Annotated in this window: 18 protein-coding genes; 6 read left to right on the forward strand and 12 right to left on the reverse strand. The window is 68.9% G+C overall.

The genetic code is table 11. The features are described 5' to 3' along the window. Nucleotides 1-10 precede the first annotated feature (10 nt). The 3 genes from VT85_RS18720 to VT85_RS27790 all read right to left on the reverse strand — a co-directional run bounded on the left by VT85_RS18720 (nt 11) and on the right by VT85_RS27790 (nt 2,240). On the reverse strand, nt 11-1,078 hold the full coding sequence (locus VT85_RS18720) for a hypothetical protein (protein ID WP_068418771.1): 1,068 nt from the start codon (nt 1,076-1,078) through the stop codon (nt 11-13). A 13-nt stretch (nt 1,079-1,091) separates the two neighbouring features. Further along, a complete protein-coding gene (locus tag VT85_RS18725; RefSeq protein ID WP_068418773.1) occupies nt 1,092-1,592 on the reverse strand; it encodes an anti-sigma factor family protein in 501 nt (166 codons plus the stop codon). Nucleotides 1,593-1,667: 75 nt separating this feature from the next. After that, nucleotides 1,668-2,240, reverse strand: a complete 573-nt coding sequence (locus VT85_RS27790; protein ID WP_068418775.1) for a hypothetical protein — start codon at nt 2,238-2,240, stop codon at nt 1,668-1,670. A 223-nt stretch (nt 2,241-2,463) separates the two neighbouring features. Here VT85_RS27790 and VT85_RS18735 point away from each other — a divergent pair, with 223 nt between their 5' ends. Beyond that, nucleotides 2,464-2,739 (forward strand): hypothetical protein, encoded by a 276-nt coding sequence (locus tag VT85_RS18735; RefSeq protein WP_068418778.1) that lies wholly within the window; start codon nt 2,464-2,466, stop codon nt 2,737-2,739. 34 nt (nt 2,740-2,773) lie between these two features. On the opposite strand, the gene lpxA is transcribed toward VT85_RS18735, so the two are convergent. Then, on the reverse strand, nt 2,774-3,598 hold the full coding sequence (gene lpxA / locus VT85_RS18740) for an acyl-ACP--UDP-N-acetylglucosamine O-acyltransferase (RefSeq protein ID WP_068418781.1): 825 nt from the start codon (nt 3,596-3,598) through the stop codon (nt 2,774-2,776). Nucleotides 3,599-3,885: 287 nt separating this feature from the next. On the opposite strand from lpxA, the gene VT85_RS18745 reads away from it, so the two are divergent. Then, complete coding sequence (locus tag VT85_RS18745) at nt 3,886-4,788, forward strand: alpha/beta hydrolase (protein WP_068418784.1); 903 nt, start codon at nt 3,886-3,888, stop codon at nt 4,786-4,788. Between the two features lie 135 nt (nt 4,789-4,923). Here the strand turns inward: VT85_RS18745 and VT85_RS18750 are convergent, their stop codons facing one another. The 4 genes from VT85_RS18750 to VT85_RS18765 all read right to left on the reverse strand — a co-directional run bounded on the left by VT85_RS18750 (nt 4,924) and on the right by VT85_RS18765 (nt 6,921). After that, nucleotides 4,924-5,157 carry a hypothetical protein gene (locus VT85_RS18750; protein WP_068418787.1) on the reverse strand — a complete coding sequence of 78 codons (234 nt, stop codon included), beginning with the start codon at nt 5,155-5,157 and terminating at the stop codon, nt 4,924-4,926. Nucleotides 5,158-5,432: 275 nt separating this feature from the next. Then, nucleotides 5,433-5,816, reverse strand: a complete 384-nt coding sequence (locus VT85_RS18755) for an HU family DNA-binding protein (RefSeq protein WP_068422285.1) — start codon at nt 5,814-5,816, stop codon at nt 5,433-5,435. 197 nt (nt 5,817-6,013) lie between these two features. Beyond that, the gene (locus tag VT85_RS18760) at nt 6,014-6,499 is read right to left on the reverse strand and encodes a hypothetical protein (RefSeq protein ID WP_197490871.1); all 486 of its coding nucleotides are present in this window, start codon (nt 6,497-6,499) and stop codon (nt 6,014-6,016) included. Continuing rightward, nucleotides 6,496-6,921 carry a YkgJ family cysteine cluster protein gene (locus VT85_RS18765; protein WP_068418790.1) on the reverse strand — a complete coding sequence of 142 codons (426 nt, stop codon included), beginning with the start codon at nt 6,919-6,921 and terminating at the stop codon, nt 6,496-6,498. Before VT85_RS18765 ends, VT85_RS18760 begins: the two co-directional genes overlap by 4 nt. A gap of 193 nt (nt 6,922-7,114) precedes the next feature. Between VT85_RS18765 and menC the strand changes: the two genes are divergently transcribed. Further along, on the forward strand, nt 7,115-8,260 hold the full coding sequence (gene menC / locus VT85_RS18770) for an o-succinylbenzoate synthase (RefSeq protein ID WP_197490872.1): 1,146 nt from the start codon (nt 7,115-7,117) through the stop codon (nt 8,258-8,260). Nucleotides 8,261-8,284: 24 nt separating this feature from the next. After that, nucleotides 8,285-9,223, forward strand: a complete 939-nt coding sequence (locus VT85_RS18775; protein WP_068418793.1) for an amidohydrolase family protein — start codon at nt 8,285-8,287, stop codon at nt 9,221-9,223. 32 nt (nt 9,224-9,255) lie between these two features. Here the strand turns inward: VT85_RS18775 and moaA are convergent, their stop codons facing one another. From moaA to VT85_RS18795, 4 genes are all read right to left on the reverse strand, one after another. Continuing rightward, nucleotides 9,256-10,257, reverse strand: coding sequence for a GTP 3',8-cyclase MoaA (gene moaA, locus VT85_RS18780; RefSeq protein WP_068422293.1), 1,002 nt, complete (start codon nt 10,255-10,257; stop codon nt 9,256-9,258). Nucleotides 10,258-10,330: 73 nt separating this feature from the next. After that, nucleotides 10,331-10,747, reverse strand: coding sequence for a molybdenum cofactor biosynthesis protein MoaE (locus VT85_RS18785; protein ID WP_068418796.1), 417 nt, complete (start codon nt 10,745-10,747; stop codon nt 10,331-10,333). 28 nt (nt 10,748-10,775) lie between these two features. Then, the gene (locus tag VT85_RS18790; RefSeq protein WP_082858722.1) at nt 10,776-11,660 is read right to left on the reverse strand and encodes an NTP transferase domain-containing protein; all 885 of its coding nucleotides are present in this window, start codon (nt 11,658-11,660) and stop codon (nt 10,776-10,778) included. 499 nt (nt 11,661-12,159) lie between these two features. Beyond that, complete coding sequence (locus VT85_RS18795) at nt 12,160-13,020, reverse strand: hypothetical protein (protein WP_156512951.1); 861 nt, start codon at nt 13,018-13,020, stop codon at nt 12,160-12,162. 182 nt (nt 13,021-13,202) lie between these two features. Here VT85_RS18795 and VT85_RS18800 point away from each other — a divergent pair, with 182 nt between their 5' ends. Next, nucleotides 13,203-14,138, forward strand: a complete 936-nt coding sequence (locus VT85_RS18800; RefSeq protein ID WP_156512952.1) for a phage holin family protein — start codon at nt 13,203-13,205, stop codon at nt 14,136-14,138. 27 nt (nt 14,139-14,165) lie between these two features. Continuing rightward, the gene (locus tag VT85_RS18805; protein WP_068418803.1) at nt 14,166-15,026 is read left to right on the forward strand and encodes a rhomboid family intramembrane serine protease; all 861 of its coding nucleotides are present in this window, start codon (nt 14,166-14,168) and stop codon (nt 15,024-15,026) included. The last annotated feature ends 34 nt before the right edge of the window (nt 15,027-15,060 follow it).

The raw sequence follows: 15,060 nt of genomic DNA on the forward strand, positions 1-15,060 counted from the left end.
TCGGCCTCGTTCAGAACGGCGTCGCGCCGGTCGACGGCCGGGGCGCGGGAGCGGCCTTGGGCGGCGCCGCCGCGGGCTCCGTCACGGTCGGGAGCGGCTTCGGGGCGGGCGTCGGAGCGGTCGCACGGTATTCCTCAGGGAAGGGGAAGACGATGCGATAGATGACGGAAAGCCGCCGCCGCACCTCGTCGCTGGGGAAGGCGCTGAAGGTGGATTGGATCCAGGGGGGCGTGGCGGTGAAGAACGCCGCCAGGCGGGTCGGGTCGACGGGATGCTCCGGGGCGTGCTCCTGGACGTAGAGGTTCGCCGCGAGCCGTCGCAGGAACGGCCGAGGCCGCGGATTTCCTTCGGCGGCGAGCGGCCCGGCCTGGTCGAATTTCCCTTCGATCCGGGCGATCCAGTCTCGCGGCCCGCCGGCCGGACCTCGAAGCTCCTTGATTCGCGTCTCCACCTCGGACATCCACCGCGCCTCGTCGAAATCGTCCGGTTTCAGCTCGCGGGGGATCTTGAGCTCGCGACCTCGGCGGATGAGTTCCGACTTGCGGTCGCCGGCGGGGAGAGAGTCGACCTGCTTGCGATCCGCGGGCGAGAGCGCGAACCAGGCTTTGACCAGGGCCGCCAGTTCGAACGGGCCGGTGCCGCCGATCTGGACGAAGTCCAGGGGCGAGCGAGCCTCCCCGTCCGGGGGCGGATACTTCGCCGAAAGCTCGCGGATCCGCGCCATTCGGCCGGCGACGGGCACGGCCAGGAGATCGTCGCGGACTCGCTCGGGAAGCTGGTGGAGCCAGTTGTGATACCGGCGCAGCACCACGAGATACTCGTCGCGCTCCGCTTCGGGCATGGCGTTCAGGCGCTCGTCCAGCGCTCGGACCGCCCGTTGTTCGTCGTCGTTCAACCTCAGATCGAAGCGGCGGAGGGCCTCGCGAAGCTCCTGCCGATCGAGGGGGGATATCATCAGGAACCGGGCCCGGTTCGCTTCGAGCGCGAGCGTCCCGGCACCGGCGAGCGCCACCGCGACCAGGCCGAGAGCCACGGCGGCGAGACGGGGATAAGGCGGGCTGGACCTGTTGCCGATCATGCAGAAGCCCTGCTCAGCGGCCGGAGCCGAATTCGGGGGAGTTCTTCAGGGCTTCGAGGGGTTCGAACCCGCCGACTTCCAGGTATTCGTCGAGATGTTCCGCGAGGCTGAGTTCGCGAATGATCCGCTCGTCGGGATCGGGCCAGAGGTGCCGGGCGACGACGTAGCCGCCCGAGCCGCAGGCCACGACCATCAGCGCGCACGCCGCCCATTTCAAGGCCGTCGACGCCGCTCCGGCCAGGGGCGCCAGCCGCGCCCCGGCGCCGATCTCAACCTGACGAACATAGCTGAGGGTCCGCTCGTGGAACTCCTCGTTGACGTGAGGACGGGGGAGGTGGTCGAGCACCTCCCAGGTCTTCTTGAGCAGGTCGACCTCGCGACGCGCCGTCGGGCTGTGCGTGAGCTTCGTGGAAAGGGCTCGCGACTCCGCCTCGTTCAACTCGCCGTCGATGTAGGCGACGAGGTTCGCACGCTCCTCCGGCCTCAGTCTCTGATGCTCAGGCCCGGACGACATTCTGAATCCCCCGCCACCATTCAAGTCCGATGAGGCTCGCTCCACGGCGTGCAGAGACGTTGAGACAGCGTTGAATCAACCGGGCATCCCCATGCCGCCCATGCCGCCCATGCCACCCATGCCGCCCATGCCGCCCATGCCGCCCATTCCCATTCCGCCGCCGCGGCGTCCGCTTCCCATTCGACGGCCGCCGCTGGCGACCGTGGCGTTGGGGCCTCGACCGGTGCGGAGCGTGGGGAAATACTGCGTCGCCCGACCGTAGTAGAGCGAGGGTCCGGAGCCGTCGGAATTGGAGGGATCCTGGGCGAAGCGGTAGGGGTTGGCGGAGCGTTCCCGTCCCTGCTGCTGCGAGTAGGGCCGCAGCGGGTCGTACGGCTGCTCGGTGTAGGGCGAGATCGGGTCGTACAGCCTGGGCTTCGACGTGGCGGCGTAGTACTGACGCTGCTGGACCGCCTGGTTGATGGAGTCGTCGGCGCGGGGCCGCATCGCCTGCATCTGCTGGTTCGGCAGGTAGTAGGCGTAGTAGAACGTGAAGGGGTCGGACGTGATGTCGCCGATGCCGAGCTGGGCCTTCGCCGCGGTCGGCGCCGAAAGGATCCCAAGTCCGAGCAGCAGCCATGCGGACCCGCGGAGCTTCGGGTGAATCATGGGAGCACCCCTGTTCCTCAGAAAAACGACGAGCGGAAATCCTCTTCCTGAAGATCAGTGTTCGGCCGCGATCGACGTCCGACAAGACCCGAAGCGGATCCCGACGGGTCGATTCCCGCGCACCGGCTCATTTACCTAGTATAATCGACCGAACCGCCCGGGCCAAGCGTGCGTCTCGACAGGTGACGATCGGGCCGGGCCGGCGGATAGGGAGGACACCAAGGTGGGCTCTGGAAATCTCGACCTCGCGAGCGGTCTCGGGCTGCTGGCCTTCGGCCCCTCGGTTCTCTTCTCCTATTACGGCGGGCTGGCGGCGCTGGTGGTCGCGATGATCTGGGCGGGCGTCCTGGCCTATCGGTCGTGGCAGGAGGCTCACGAGGAGATCGACCCGGCGACGCCCGAGGAGCTCCTCGACGCCTTCCGGCAGGCGTGGATGGAAGGCGAACTGGACGAGCAGGAGTTCAATCGGGTTCGCAAGCAGCTTGAGGAGAAGCGCTGACCCGGTTTCGTCTCGAGCCGGGTCCGGGCGGGGCTTACTGGATCTCGTAGTTCTCGCGGTCGCTCGATCGGGCGGGGTTGATGCCGATCTTCGATTCGCGGACGAACTCGACGAACTCGGCGACCTCGGGAAACTCGCCCAGGTCGCCGGAGATGCGCTCCACGGCCGCGGAGATCGGCCGACCTTCCCGGTAGAGGATCCGGAAAGCCTGTCGAAGCGCGTTGATCGCTTGATTCGAGGAGCCGGCCCGTCGCAGCCCGACGAGGTTGAGCCCGGTCACGCAGTTGTAGCCCTGCTGGAGGATGAAGGGGGGAATGTCCTTCGAGGACGCGCCCATCCCTCCGAGCATGGCCAGGCGGCCCACCCGAACCCGCTGCTGGACCGCCGTGTTGCCCGAGAGGATGCACGAATCACCCAGGACGGCGTGGCCGGCGACGAGCGCATTGTTGACGACCGTGCAATGGTCGCCGACGCGGACATCGTGGCCGATATGGGAGCTGCACATGAACAGGTTGTGATCGCCGATCGTGGTGACGCGATCCCCCTGCACTGTGCCCCGATGGACGGTGACGAACTCGCGGAAGACGTTGTGGTCGCCGATCCGGACCCCGGTCGGCTCGTCGCGATAGCCTCGGTGCTGCGGGCTCTTGCCGAGGACCGCGCCGTGGCCCACGAAGTTGTTGCGTCCCATCGTCAGGGGGCCGCTGAGGCAGGCGTGGCCCTCGATGACGCAACCGGGGCCGACCCGCACCGACCCTTCGATGATCGCGTACGGCCCCACCTGGACGTCCGGTGCGAGCACCGCCTCGGGATCGATAATAGCCGTCGCGTGGACGGTTTCCGAAAAGGCCAGTGCCATGGTCCTGCTCCTCTCGATCAGCGCCCAACCGCTCCGCCGACTTGCCCTCGCCGAGGGGTTTCATCGGTCTGTGGGGTTTTGCCGCTTGAGCCAAAGACGCCGTGCGCGAGGGTGGCTCGGGATGCGAAAGAGGCCGCCGGACGGCCCCGGCCGTTCGCCCCGGCGAGCAGGTCGGAGCCCGCGCACCGCCGCGTTTCCGCTGTTCGGCGCGGTTGGCGTTCGGTAGACTCGCCCAGGGCGGCCGAGGGACGCGCCGCCGCGATCGGCGCGGATAGGAGGCGACGCGGATGATGGCCCGCCCTCGGATTCGGCTCACCCGGCTCGCGCTCGCGGGCGCGGGCGCGATGCTCCTGGCCCTGACGTACCTGGCGATCTCCTGCGTGACGGCCGAACTCCTCACACGGCCGACCAACCATCCCCTCAGGATCGACCCCTGCCGCGTGAGCCAGGACGCCGAGCCCTGGACGACCCGGACGCGGGACGGCCTGACGCTTCGAGGATGGCGGCTCGTCACCGGCGACCCACGCCGCCTCATCGTGCTGGTGCATGGCATGTGGAGCGCCTGGCCCGAAATGGCCGCGCTGGGGAGAGACCTGCACGAGCGCGGCTACGATGTGCTGCTGTTCGACCTTCGCGGCCACGGGCAGAGCGATTCCGCGCGGCTCTCGCTCGGGAGTCGCGAGCGGGCCGACCTTCGCGCCGTCCTGGACTGGGCCCGGGGGGAGGGGTACGAGGAGGACCGGATCGGCTGGCTCGGCTATTCGATGGGGGCGGCGACGCTGGTCCTGGAAGCGGCCGTCAATCCCGCAATCCGCATCGCGGTCCTCGACAGCCCCTACGGCGACCTCCCTCGGCTCCTGGAAGGGCAGCTCAGCAAGCACAGCCGGCTCCCCTCCTGGTTCAACCCCGGCATCCTGGCCTGCGCGCGGCTGCTCTACGGCCTGCGCACCGAGGACCTCGTGCCGATCGCGGCGGCGGCGGCCTGGGGCGACCGTCCGATGCTGCTGATCCACGGCGAGGCCGATTCGACGGTCCCGGTCGCCCAGGCCCGATCGCTGGGCCGCGCCGTCGGCGCGGCGTGCCTGACGGCGTTCCTGCCGGGTGTCGAGCACGTCGAGGCTTACCGATCCGACCCGCGCCGTTACGTCGCCCTGATCTCGCGGTTCTTCGACGACAACCTGGGCCCCTGAGCAGGTCGGGGGGGCGTCGGCCGATCCTGAGCCGCCGCCTTCACTTCCGGTTCGGCGCATGAAGAAGGCCGGCCCTCGGGAGTCGCCGGGGCCGGCCTCATCGTCACGTCGTAAGTCGGTTGGGCTGAGGGTGGATCAGGGCCCAAGGCCGCCGTGGGTGCGGAACGGCGTCATATGGGAGGGCTGGTCGAGCAGCCAGAACCGCTCCCAGTCGTCCCCCGCCTGTCGAAGGTTTTCGGACTCGTTGAGCAATTGCTCAACTCGCCGGGGCTTGTACGCTGCATATCGCGGCAGCGGCACCGGCGCACATCCCTCGAACAGTGCGAGGGAGGCGACCAGGATGGCCAAGGCCGCCAAAATTTTTCGCATGTCGGGCTCCTCCCGCCTTCGGTATCACGCGAATCGGTCGCGCCGCGCAATCCTTGCGTGGTTCCGATCCGTGGACTCATCACCGGGGCGTCCACCCTCGGCTCGAGCCGAAAATCCCGTTCGCTCAGGGTCGGACGGTGCTTGTGGGACCGTCCCGGGCACTTCGCCCGGCCCCCGAAACCCCGGTTCGGCATCGACTTCCGCCTCCCCCCTCGATACGAGTTCGGGGACGCGGGCGTCGCGTCTCGCGGAGAGGAGAGAGGTCGCGGAGGGCCTCAGTCCTTCGAGTGACGCGCCTGGGTCTCGGGAACCGGCTTCACGGGTCCGTTGCCTTCTACATCGGCATCGGCGGCGTCTTCCAATAGCGGAAGATCATCCGGATTCATCTTTCGCACCAATTCTTCCATTTCCTTGCCCGGCTTGAAGGTCACCACGTTCTTGGACGGGACGAAGACCTTGTCGCCGGTCCGAGGGTTCCGCGCCTTGCGAGGGGCCCGTCGCTTGACCTCGAAGACTCCGAAGTTGCGAAGCTCGATGCGCCCCTCGGTGACCAGGGTCTGGATGATCGCGTCCAGCGTCCGTTGAACGATGTCCTTGGTCTTGAGCTGCGTGAGTCCGATGTCATCGGAGATTTTTTTCACGATCTCTTTTTTCGTCACGGCGGCGATCTCCACGAAGGCGCGGGCGGCTCGCTTGAGGAGCTGGAACGTCTCAAATGTATTAGCCGCATGGATTAGTGTCAAGGAAAAACCCATGTACAGCACGAGCGGCGCAGGATCTCCAGGGCGTTCCAGCCCCGAACCGGGGCGGCTCCGCCGACGCGCCCGGCCGCGGCCGTCGACGCCCGCGATCGGGATCAGGGAGCCGGCGGCGGCGGCGTGAACTCGCCGCGTGCGACGCCCTCGCGCAGGTGGCGATGCAGAGGCGCGTAGTCCCAGGCCCACCCCCGCTCGTCGACGAGAGCCTTGAGTCGGCCCAGGAAGAGTTCGGTCAGTCGCGGGGCGTGCTCGTCGAAGCGCGGGTCGCAATAATAGACGCGACAGCCCAGGGGCCGAGCCTCGCGCGCCGTGCATCGTCCCTGCGCGTCCTGCCAGGGGCAGGTCCGACCCTCGTCGAGCGGTCGGACGGGGGGCGGGGCGTCGGCCAGGAGCACGGCGGCCTCGGGGGCGGAGAGGAACAGGGTGTGGCCGTACTCCTCGAACCGGCAGCAACGGCCGCTGAGCCGGCAAACCGGGCCCAGTTCGGACACGGCCGCGTCAAGCTCGCGATAGAGGATCGCCAGCGGCCCCCTCGCCTGGCCTGCGAGGTCGAGTTCGGACTCCCCGGCCGTTCCCCCATTCATGAGCGGACCATCCCGATCGACGTGATGATCTCGTCGGCCGTGTAGCGTCGCCCTTTTCCGGAGCCGGGGCAGATCTCGGTGACCGCCTCCCAATCCTCGGGGGTCTCGACGTTCTCGGGCCAGAACGGCCAGGTGCGGCACTGGATGGGGCGAGCCTCATACACCGTGCAGCCGGCCTGGGCGTCCCAGAAGATGCAGTCGCCCCCGGGACGTTCGATCAGGCTGTATCGCCGCCCCACCTGGCGTACGAACTGCATCGAGAAAGCGTCGGGGGTCTCGCCGCGATGCCGGGCGAGTTCGGCGATCTCCTCGGCCGTCACCCAGACGTAGCCGGGCGCGCCGGTGCAGCAGGCCCCGCATTTCGTGCACGTGAACGATAGGCCGTCCCGATACCAGGGCTCGGCGGCTGGACGACCACTCATAGTTGACCCATCGGCTGTTGATCCGTTCTCGTCGCCACGATTCACCCGAACAGTCTAACAAACCGCTCCCGCTCCCGGCAATTCGAGCGTTTCCAAGGGTTTGAAAAGGCTGGAGTTGTGATAAGCTGGACGACGCGGATGGGCGTCGCCCGGCGACCCCGACGCATTTCGGATCTGAGGGAGGACCCGCCTCGTGTTCACATCCACCAGCCCGATCGAACGGGTCGTCGTGACGCGAATCCAGATCCCGATGAAGTCTTGCTGGCCCGAGACGACCGAGGAAGCCGGCGTGAAAGACGCCCTCCTGGTATCGCTCGAGACGTCTTCCGGGCTCGCGCACGGCGAAGCCTCTCCGCTCCCCCGGAACGAGGGGGGCGACGCCGTCGACCGATGCTGGACGGATCTGACCGAGAAGGTCGCACCCCGGCTCCTTGGCCTCTCGGTCGATTGCACCGAGCGGATCGGCGAGGCCGCCGCCTCGTGGGGCGCCGGCCCGATCGCGACGGCCGGGGCCGAGACCGCGCTCTGGGACCTGCTGGGGCAGGAACACCACGTCACGGTCGCCCAGCTCCTCGGGGCCGATGAGGACCAGATCGGCATGGGGGTCGAATCCGGGCTGGTCCTGGGGCTGTACCCCTCGGTGGTCGAGCTGCTCCAGGCCGTCGAAGCCCATCTGGCCGAGGGCTATCGCCGCGTGAAGTTGCGGATCGCGCCGGGTCGCGACCTGGAATTCGCCCGCGCGGTCCGTCGCCACTTCGAGGACGTCGAACTGGTGGTCGACGCGGGCGGCGCGTACACCCCGACCGACGCCCCCCTGTTCCGCGCGCTCGACGAGCTCGACCTCCTGATGATCGAGCAGCCCTACGCGGGAGGGGCCGTCGCCGAAATGGCCGAACTCCAGTCCGTGCTCACGACCCCCATCTGCCTGGACGAGACGGCCGAATCCTTCGAGTCGACGGCCGAGGCCGTCAGACTTGGCGCGGGCCGGATCGTGAACCTCAAGATCCAGCGCCTTGGGGGGCTGGGGCCGGCCCGGGCGATCCACGACCATTGCTTCCAGCGGGGGATCGCCTGCTGGGTCGGGTCGACCGCCGAGTTCGGGCTGGGCCAGTCCTACGGCGTCCACCTCGGGACGCTCGCCAACTGCAAGTACCCGACCGACCTCCAACCGAGCGCGCGGTGGTTCGTCGACGATTACGTCGCCCCCCCCTTTGAGATGGACTCGCCGGGGCTGTTCACCGTCCCCGACCGCCCGGGAGTCGGGGTCCAGATCGATCCCCAGAAGCTCCGCCGCTACCAGATCCGCCAGCAGGAATTCACGCGCAACGTCACCGCCTGACCTGATCCCTCGGGAGCCGACCGCATGAAGCCGACCCGTCGCGAATTCTTGGGATGGAGCGCCGCCGCGGCCGCAGCGGCCGCCGGGACCACCGGCCTGGCCGCCGAAGCCGGGGCGACGGAGCCCGTCGTCGACTCCCACGTCCACATCTGGGATCTCGACAAGCTCCAGCCCCCCTGGCTCGCGGGCGCGGGCGAGTTGAACCGGAACGCGCGATGGCAGGAGTACAAGCAGGCGTCGGCGGGGATCGACGTCGTGAAGGCCGTCTACCTGGAGATCGACGCCGCCCCCTCCCAGTTCGAGCAGGAGGCGAAGCTGGCGATCGAGCTTTGTCGAGACCCCGGCAACGTCTTCGCCGGGGCCGTGATCGGCGGACGACCGGCCGACGACGGATTCGCGGCCTACATCGAACCGCTGGCGAAGGACCCCGCCGTCAAGGGGGTTCGTCAGGTCCTCCACGGCTCGACCCCGGCCGGCACCTGCCTGCAACCGAACTTCGTCCGGGGCGTCCGCAAGCTCGGCGAGCTGGGCCTGAGCTTCGACCTCTGCATGCGGCACGCCGACATCCCCGACGCGGCGACCCTCGTCAGGAACGCGCCGGACACGTCGTTCGTCCTCGACCACTGCGGCAACCCCCCGCTCTTCGACGACCTGGCCGTCTGGAAGCGCGACATCGACCGGATCGCGGCCCTGCCGAACGTCGTCGGCAAGGTCTCCGGGATCATCGCTTCCGCCAAGGGCCGGTCCTGGAAGCCCGACGACCTCGCGCCGGTGATCCACCACATGCTGGACGCCTTCGGGCCGGACCGCGTCCTGTTCGGCGGCGACTGGCCGGTCTGCACGCTCGGGGCCCCGCTCAAGGAGTGGTTCGACGCCCTGGCGCTGATCGTCAAGGACCTGCCGGCCGACCGCCGCCGCAAGCTCTTCCACGACAACGCGATCCGGGTCTACCGGCTGACCTGACCTGAACTGACCTGAACCGGCGGACGCGCGGGTCAGCCGCCGATCGAGTGCATCGGTCGGTCGGGCTGGATGAAGCGGGCGGTGTTGATCTCGTGCCCCTCCCACTTGGCGGAGACCGAGGCGGCGACCGCCCGCGCGACTTCCTCGGCGGGGCCTTCCCCGCGCAGGAGTTCCTTCACGTCGGTCTCCTCCAGCGCGAAGAGGCAGTTGCGGAGCTTGCCGTCGGCGGTGAGCCGGAGTCGGTTGCAGCTCCCGCAGAACGGCCGACTCACCGAGGCGATCAGGCCGACCCGCCCGCCGCCGTCGAGGTAGTCGTAATCCATCGCCGGGGCGCGAGGGTCGCCGTCGGCCGCCGGGGCGAGCGGACCGACCTCGCGGGCCAGCACGTCGAGGATCTCGTGCGCGAAGAAGACCTTCTCGCGCTCCCAGAGGTGGCCGGCGTCGAGCGGCATGTACTCGATGAACCGCATCTCCAGCGCGTGCTCGCGCGCGAACCGGGCCAGCGGCGCGACGTCCTGCTCGTTGAAGCCCCGGATGATCACGGCGTTCAGCTTGATCGGGGCGAACCCGGCCCGCTTCGCCGCGAACACCCCCTCGATCGCGTCGTCGAGCCCCCGCCGCCGGGCCAGCCGCTCGAACCGCGCGGGGTCGAGCGTATCCAGGCTGATGTTGATGCGCTCCAGGCCGGCGTCGCGGAGCTTCGCGGCGGCCGGGGCCAGCAGCATCCCGTTGGTGGTCAGGCCGACGTCGGCGATCCCCGGGATCGCCGCCAGCATCCGCACCAGGACGTCCAGGTCCTTGCGGAGCAACGGCTCCCCGCCGGTCAGGCGGATCTTGTCGACGCCCAGGGGCGCGACGATTTCGACGAACCGGGCGATCTCCTCGAAGCGGAGGAGCTGATCGCGGGGCATGAATTCGACCTTCTCCGGCATGCAGTACACGCAACGGATGTTGCAGCGGTCGGTCACGCTGATGCGCAGGTTGTTGTGGACCCGTCCGAACGAGTCCACCAGTCGGCCGGGAGTGGGGGTCATGGTCGGGCGCGTCTCGGAGGGGTTGCGGAGGGCCACCGGATCATTGTACCAACCGGGCGGGCCGCCTTCGCGATCAATCGAGCCCGGGATGGATCCACTCCTCGCGACCGTCGTCCCAACGCTCCCGCTTCCAGATCGGGACCGACTCCTTGAGCGTGTCGATGAGCCATCGGCAGGCGTCGAACGAATCGCCGCGATGGGGGGAGCTGACGGCGACGACGACGCTCACGTCTCCCAGGTCCAGCCGACCGATCCGATGGGCGAGGGCCACCTCGATCAGCGGCCACCGGCGGCGGGCTTCGGCCTCCAGCTTGTCCAGCTCCTTGCGCGCCATCTCGGGGTAGGCCTCGTACTCCATCGCCACCGTCCGATGGTCGCCGGTCATCTCGCGGACGGTGCCCAGGAACGTGCACACCGCCCCGGCGTTCACATGCCGCACGCGCTCCGTGAGCGCCGCGTGATCCAGGGGCGTTTCGGTGATCTCGACCATGTCGGGACGGACCTCGATCCGAAAAGGTTCAGCCCCCGCCGCCGCTCACGGGGGGGATCAGCGCGAGGCTCACGCCGAGACGGAGCGCGGCCGCGTCATCGGCGTATTCGTCATCCACGGCGATCCGAACCCGCTCCGCGATCGCCCCCAGCGCGGGATGCTGCTCGACCAGGGCGCGACGCAGGTCGGCGACCGTCGCCGGTTCGTCCAGCGAAACGACGACCTCGCCGCTCCCCGCAAGCTGACGGGCGATCGCGAACAATCGCACGGTCCTCGTCGTGGTCCCCGCGGCGGGCGAGTCTTCCAGCCGTCGAAGATCCTCGGGGGTGTCCAGGTCGACGAGGATCGCGTCCGATTCGAAGGCGATCTCGTCGACCTCCGAGGCGTACTCGGCGACGAGCGCATTGACGCCTTCGTCGGGCGACAGGTCGGCGATCTCCAGGGCCAGACGCCAGGGGAGGATGATGGGATGGCCGCGCCGGCCGTCGAACGTCGGCGCGACGATCCTGTCGGGACGTTCGCGCCAGGCCGCGATCAGGCGGCCGACCAGGGAGGCGTCGAGCCTCGGGCTGTCCGCGGGCGTGAGGAGGAAGCCCGCCGGGGGGTCTTCCGACCAGCCCAGTTCGACGACGGCCAGCTCGACCGATTCCCGCATCGTCGCCGGCCGCGACTCCGGCACGATGACGTCGGCCCCGGCGTCGACGGCGGCCTGGATGATCGCGGGGCCTTCGGGGGCGTCCTCGGGGGGCGCGACGACGACCACCGGTTGCGCGCCGGCCGCAAGCAGGGCCTCGACGACCCTGGCGATCAACGGCCGCCCGCCGAATTCCAGGAGCAGCTTGGGGCGCCCCATGCGCAGGCTCGCGCCGGCGGCGGGGACGATGGCGGCGATCGTCGGGTCGATTGGGCTCATCTCGTCGAATCCCGGAATTGGCGGCCGCGAGGCCGAGAGTGCGGCGGGCGTCCCCCGCTCCGTCGCTGCGCACCGACGACGATCTCGAAGCGACATGCGGCCCGGAAACCTGCCCCGGATCGTTCGCGTCCCGTCACCCTATCGCAGTTCCGGCTCGCCGACAATCCGACCCCGCCGGGCGTCGGCCCTCGCCGCGCCCCCCCTCGCCCTCTACGCGAATCTCCTCCCCGATCGACGAAACGGGCGCATCCTCTCCAGTAAGGCGCCCGTGCGCGCATGGCCGATCGCCAGGGAACGTGACACCGGGATGCGTGAGACGAACGCATCGAAAACGCCGAACGAAGCCAATTCCGGGCGAGGCGATTCACATGCAAATCAATACCAACAAATAACTTGCGTCAAATGGGTTCGTTCCGCGGCCGCGAAATCGAAGCCAATCGCCGACCGCCCGGGGGACCTGAAGGCGTCCCCTCCGTCCAGGTCGATCCATCCGATCGGGTCAGGGGACCTTGCGAGCCTTCTCGATGGGGCCGAAATCGTCGCCGGACTTCGGCACGGCGCCGGTCGCGGCCCCGGCGGCCTTGTGGCTCGTCGGCTTTTTGGGGTGGATGCGGAGGACAGACTTCGCCCATCGCCCCGCCTTGTCGGCGGCCTCCGAAGGGCCGAGCTGGAATCCCATCTTGCGGGCTCGCCCGGCGTCTTCCAGGCCCTTCAGCACGGCGGGGTTGGCGCGGGCCTGCTCGTAGCGTTCGACCAGGGCGTCGTAGGCCGAGTTCACGTCCTTCGCGGCTTGCTCGGCCCGGTTGCGAGCTTGCCGCGCCTCGAGGTCCGCGAGCTGCTTCTGCTTGGGGTTGGGTTTGGCCTTCGTCGCCCGCTGGATCTGGGATCGGAGCTGCCCGACGTACGCCTCATGCTGGCGGATCATGGCGTTCGCCTGATTCCGATACCAGTTCCGGCCCGCCCGTCCGCCATAGCGGGAGCCCCCGCCGGCGGATCTCAGCGACCCGATCTCGGCGCGCATCTGCCGCTCCTCGGCCTGGAGCGCGGCGACCTGCTGGTCCAGGGCCTCCCCGTCGAGGAGCTTCGCCTGCGCCTTCTCAAGCTCCCCCACGGCCTTCTTCGCATCGTGGTAATTCGCCAGCACCGCCCGCTCATCCTCGGCGAAGACGTATCGCGACCTGTCGCGCGAGAGCCCGAGATCGGTCAGGGCCGCGTCCGGGTCCCGCCCCCCCTGCTGCGCGCCGGCGGTCGTCGCGCCAAGCAGCAGTCCCAGGGCCAGAGACGCCAGCGGGACGATGGAAATCCGGGTCGGCATGGCGGCGGTCTCCGAGGTCTGAGCCTCGTCACATCGGCACTCCACGATTCTATCCCGGCCGACACTTCCGCGTGGAGGTTTCTCCACGACGACCCCGGAGAAGGGAGGGCGGGTGGAGTCTTGCTTTCATGCGTCGACGGCGCGATCATCGACGCCGAGTCAAGGCCTGGCCGAGGGCCCTCGGAGGACGACGGGCCGACTCCGGAGACCAATCGATGCCCGTGTCGGTGACGTGTACCCTGTGCGGCAGGACTTACGTCCTCAAGGACGAGTTCGCCGGCAAGAAGATCCGCTGCCCCGATTGCGACAACGTCCAGGTTGTGCCGATCGAGGAGGTCGTCTACGCCTCGGCCGAGCCCTTCGACGAGGAAGAGGGCGAGCACGCGGCGCTCCACCCGGCCTTCCAGCGTGACCGCTTCCTGATGCGCCAGAAGATGATGGCGATCTCGTCCAAGTACGTCGTCAGCGACGAGGGGAAACGGCCGATCCTCTACATCGAACGGCCCGCCCGACTCCTCCGGCAGGTGGGCGCGGTCGTCGGTGCGGCCTTCACCTTCATCTTCGCGGCGATCCTCTTCGTGCTCCTCGCCGCGGCGCTCCATGAGGTGACCGAGCTCCCCTGGGTCGGCGGCGTGGTCGGCCTGATCGGGCTGGCGATCGCGGTGGGGCTGACGATCGTCGCGGCGGTCAAGCTGTCGCCCAAGCGACACATCCACTTCTACGCGGACGAGACCAAGGAGGAGCTCTTGCTGGCAGTGCTCCAGGACCGGAAATTCGAACTCTTCACGACCACCTTCACCGTCTGCCGCCCCGACTCCAAGGTGCTGGCCCGGATCCGCAAGAACCAGCTCTCCAACATCTTCCGCAAGAAGTGGACGGTGGCCGACGCCGAGGGCCTCCCCCTGTTCATCGCCAAGGAAGACTCGCTGATCCTCTCCCTGCTGCGCCGGTTCCTCGGCCCGCTGTTCGGCGCCCTGCGGACGAACTTCGTCTTCGTGACGCCGACGCCCGACGGCAACGAACAGATCCGGGGCGAGTTCAACCGCAAGTTCACGCTGGTCGACAGCTACGTCCTGGACATGTCGCGCGATCGCCCGCCGCGCATCGACCGTCGGATCGGGATCGCCCTCGGCGTCTTGCTGGACACCGGAGAGCGTCGCTGAAGCCGACCTCGGGAGGACCGTCGATCGATGAAACCCGACGAGGAGCTGGAAGCCTTCCCCCCGCCGCATGAGGTCCCGTCGTGGACCGTGCCCGCCGAGCCCCCTCACGCCCCGGTCGAGGACTTCGCCCTACCCTACGAGCGCGAGGAAGAGGATGAGGTCCTGACGATCCGCGACGACATGATCCATCGCGAACGGATCGACCTGGAAGCCGGGATGAGCCCGTTCCCGCCGGCGACCATCCTGATCATCCTGGCCTGCCTCGTCTTCTTCGCTCGACAATTGATGATCGGCGGCCTCGACGGGCTCCAGGAAGTCATCGACTCCGGGGCGATGCAGCGTGACGCGGCGCTGGGGGGCGAGTTCTGGCGGCTGATCTCCGGCGGCTTCCTGCACGCCAGCCCGGACCACCTGATCGGCAACATGATCATGCTGTTCATCCTGGGGATGGCCTGCGAGCATGCCTTCGGCTGGGCGTCGTTCCTGTTCCTGTACACGGCCTGCGGCGTGACCGGCGGCCTGCTCACCATGACGGGGCCGGTCCCGACCGTCGGGGCCTCCGGCGCCATCTTCGGCCTGGGCGGGGCCGTCATCGGCCTGGCCTTCGCGCACCGGAAGGAGATCGAGCTGCGCGACCGTCGCGTCGGCCTGGTGCTGGCGATCTGGTCGGCCTACACGCTCGCGCTGGGGCTGCTGAACCCGGTCGTCTCGAACTCCTGCCACCTGGGCGGGCTGCTGGGGGGCCTTCTCCTGGGAGCGACCCTCCCCCCGGCGATCCTCGCCGACCGCCGCGAACACGCCCGATCGGCGTCGACCCGGATCCAGTTGGCCGCCGCCCTCGCGGCCCTCGCCGCGACCTCGGTCTATTTCCTGCCGAGACTCTTCTGAGGCCCGCCGAACCCTTCGCCACGGAGCCCGCCGA

Origin of the sequence: Planctomyces sp. SH-PL62 (genome assembly GCF_001610895.1) — a bacterium.
Classification (GTDB): Bacteria; Planctomycetota; Planctomycetia; order Isosphaerales; family Isosphaeraceae; genus Paludisphaera.

Excerpts from the sequence above, each read along its gene's own strand:
- VT85_RS18745 (WP_068418784.1), top strand. The coding sequence starts at position 3,886 with ATGATGGCCCGCCCTCGGATTCGGCTCACCCGGCTCGCGCTCGCGGGC.
- VT85_RS18760 (WP_197490871.1), bottom strand. The coding sequence starts at position 6,499 with ATGAATGGGGGAACGGCCGGGGAGTCCGAACTCGACCTCGCAGGCCAG.
- VT85_RS27790 (WP_068418775.1), bottom strand. The coding sequence starts at position 2,240 with ATGATTCACCCGAAGCTCCGCGGGTCCGCATGGCTGCTGCTCGGACTT.
- moaA (WP_068422293.1), bottom strand. The coding sequence starts at position 10,257 with ATGACCCCCACTCCCGGCCGACTGGTGGACTCGTTCGGACGGGTCCAC.
- lpxA (WP_068418781.1), bottom strand. The coding sequence starts at position 3,598 with ATGGCACTGGCCTTTTCGGAAACCGTCCACGCGACGGCTATTATCGAT.
- VT85_RS18805 (WP_068418803.1), top strand. The coding sequence starts at position 14,166 with ATGAAACCCGACGAGGAGCTGGAAGCCTTCCCCCCGCCGCATGAGGTC.
- VT85_RS18765 (WP_068418790.1), bottom strand. The coding sequence starts at position 6,921 with ATGAGTGGTCGTCCAGCCGCCGAGCCCTGGTATCGGGACGGCCTATCG.
- VT85_RS18790 (WP_082858722.1), bottom strand. The coding sequence starts at position 11,660 with ATGAGCCCAATCGACCCGACGATCGCCGCCATCGTCCCCGCCGCCGGC.
- VT85_RS18775 (WP_068418793.1), top strand. The coding sequence starts at position 8,285 with ATGAAGCCGACCCGTCGCGAATTCTTGGGATGGAGCGCCGCCGCGGCC.
- VT85_RS18725 (WP_068418773.1), bottom strand. The coding sequence starts at position 1,592 with ATGTCGTCCGGGCCTGAGCATCAGAGACTGAGGCCGGAGGAGCGTGCG.
- VT85_RS18720 (WP_068418771.1), bottom strand. The coding sequence starts at position 1,078 with ATGATCGGCAACAGGTCCAGCCCGCCTTATCCCCGTCTCGCCGCCGTG.
- VT85_RS18750 (WP_068418787.1), bottom strand. The coding sequence starts at position 5,157 with ATGCGAAAAATTTTGGCGGCCTTGGCCATCCTGGTCGCCTCCCTCGCA.
- VT85_RS18785 (WP_068418796.1), bottom strand. The coding sequence starts at position 10,747 with ATGGTCGAGATCACCGAAACGCCCCTGGATCACGCGGCGCTCACGGAG.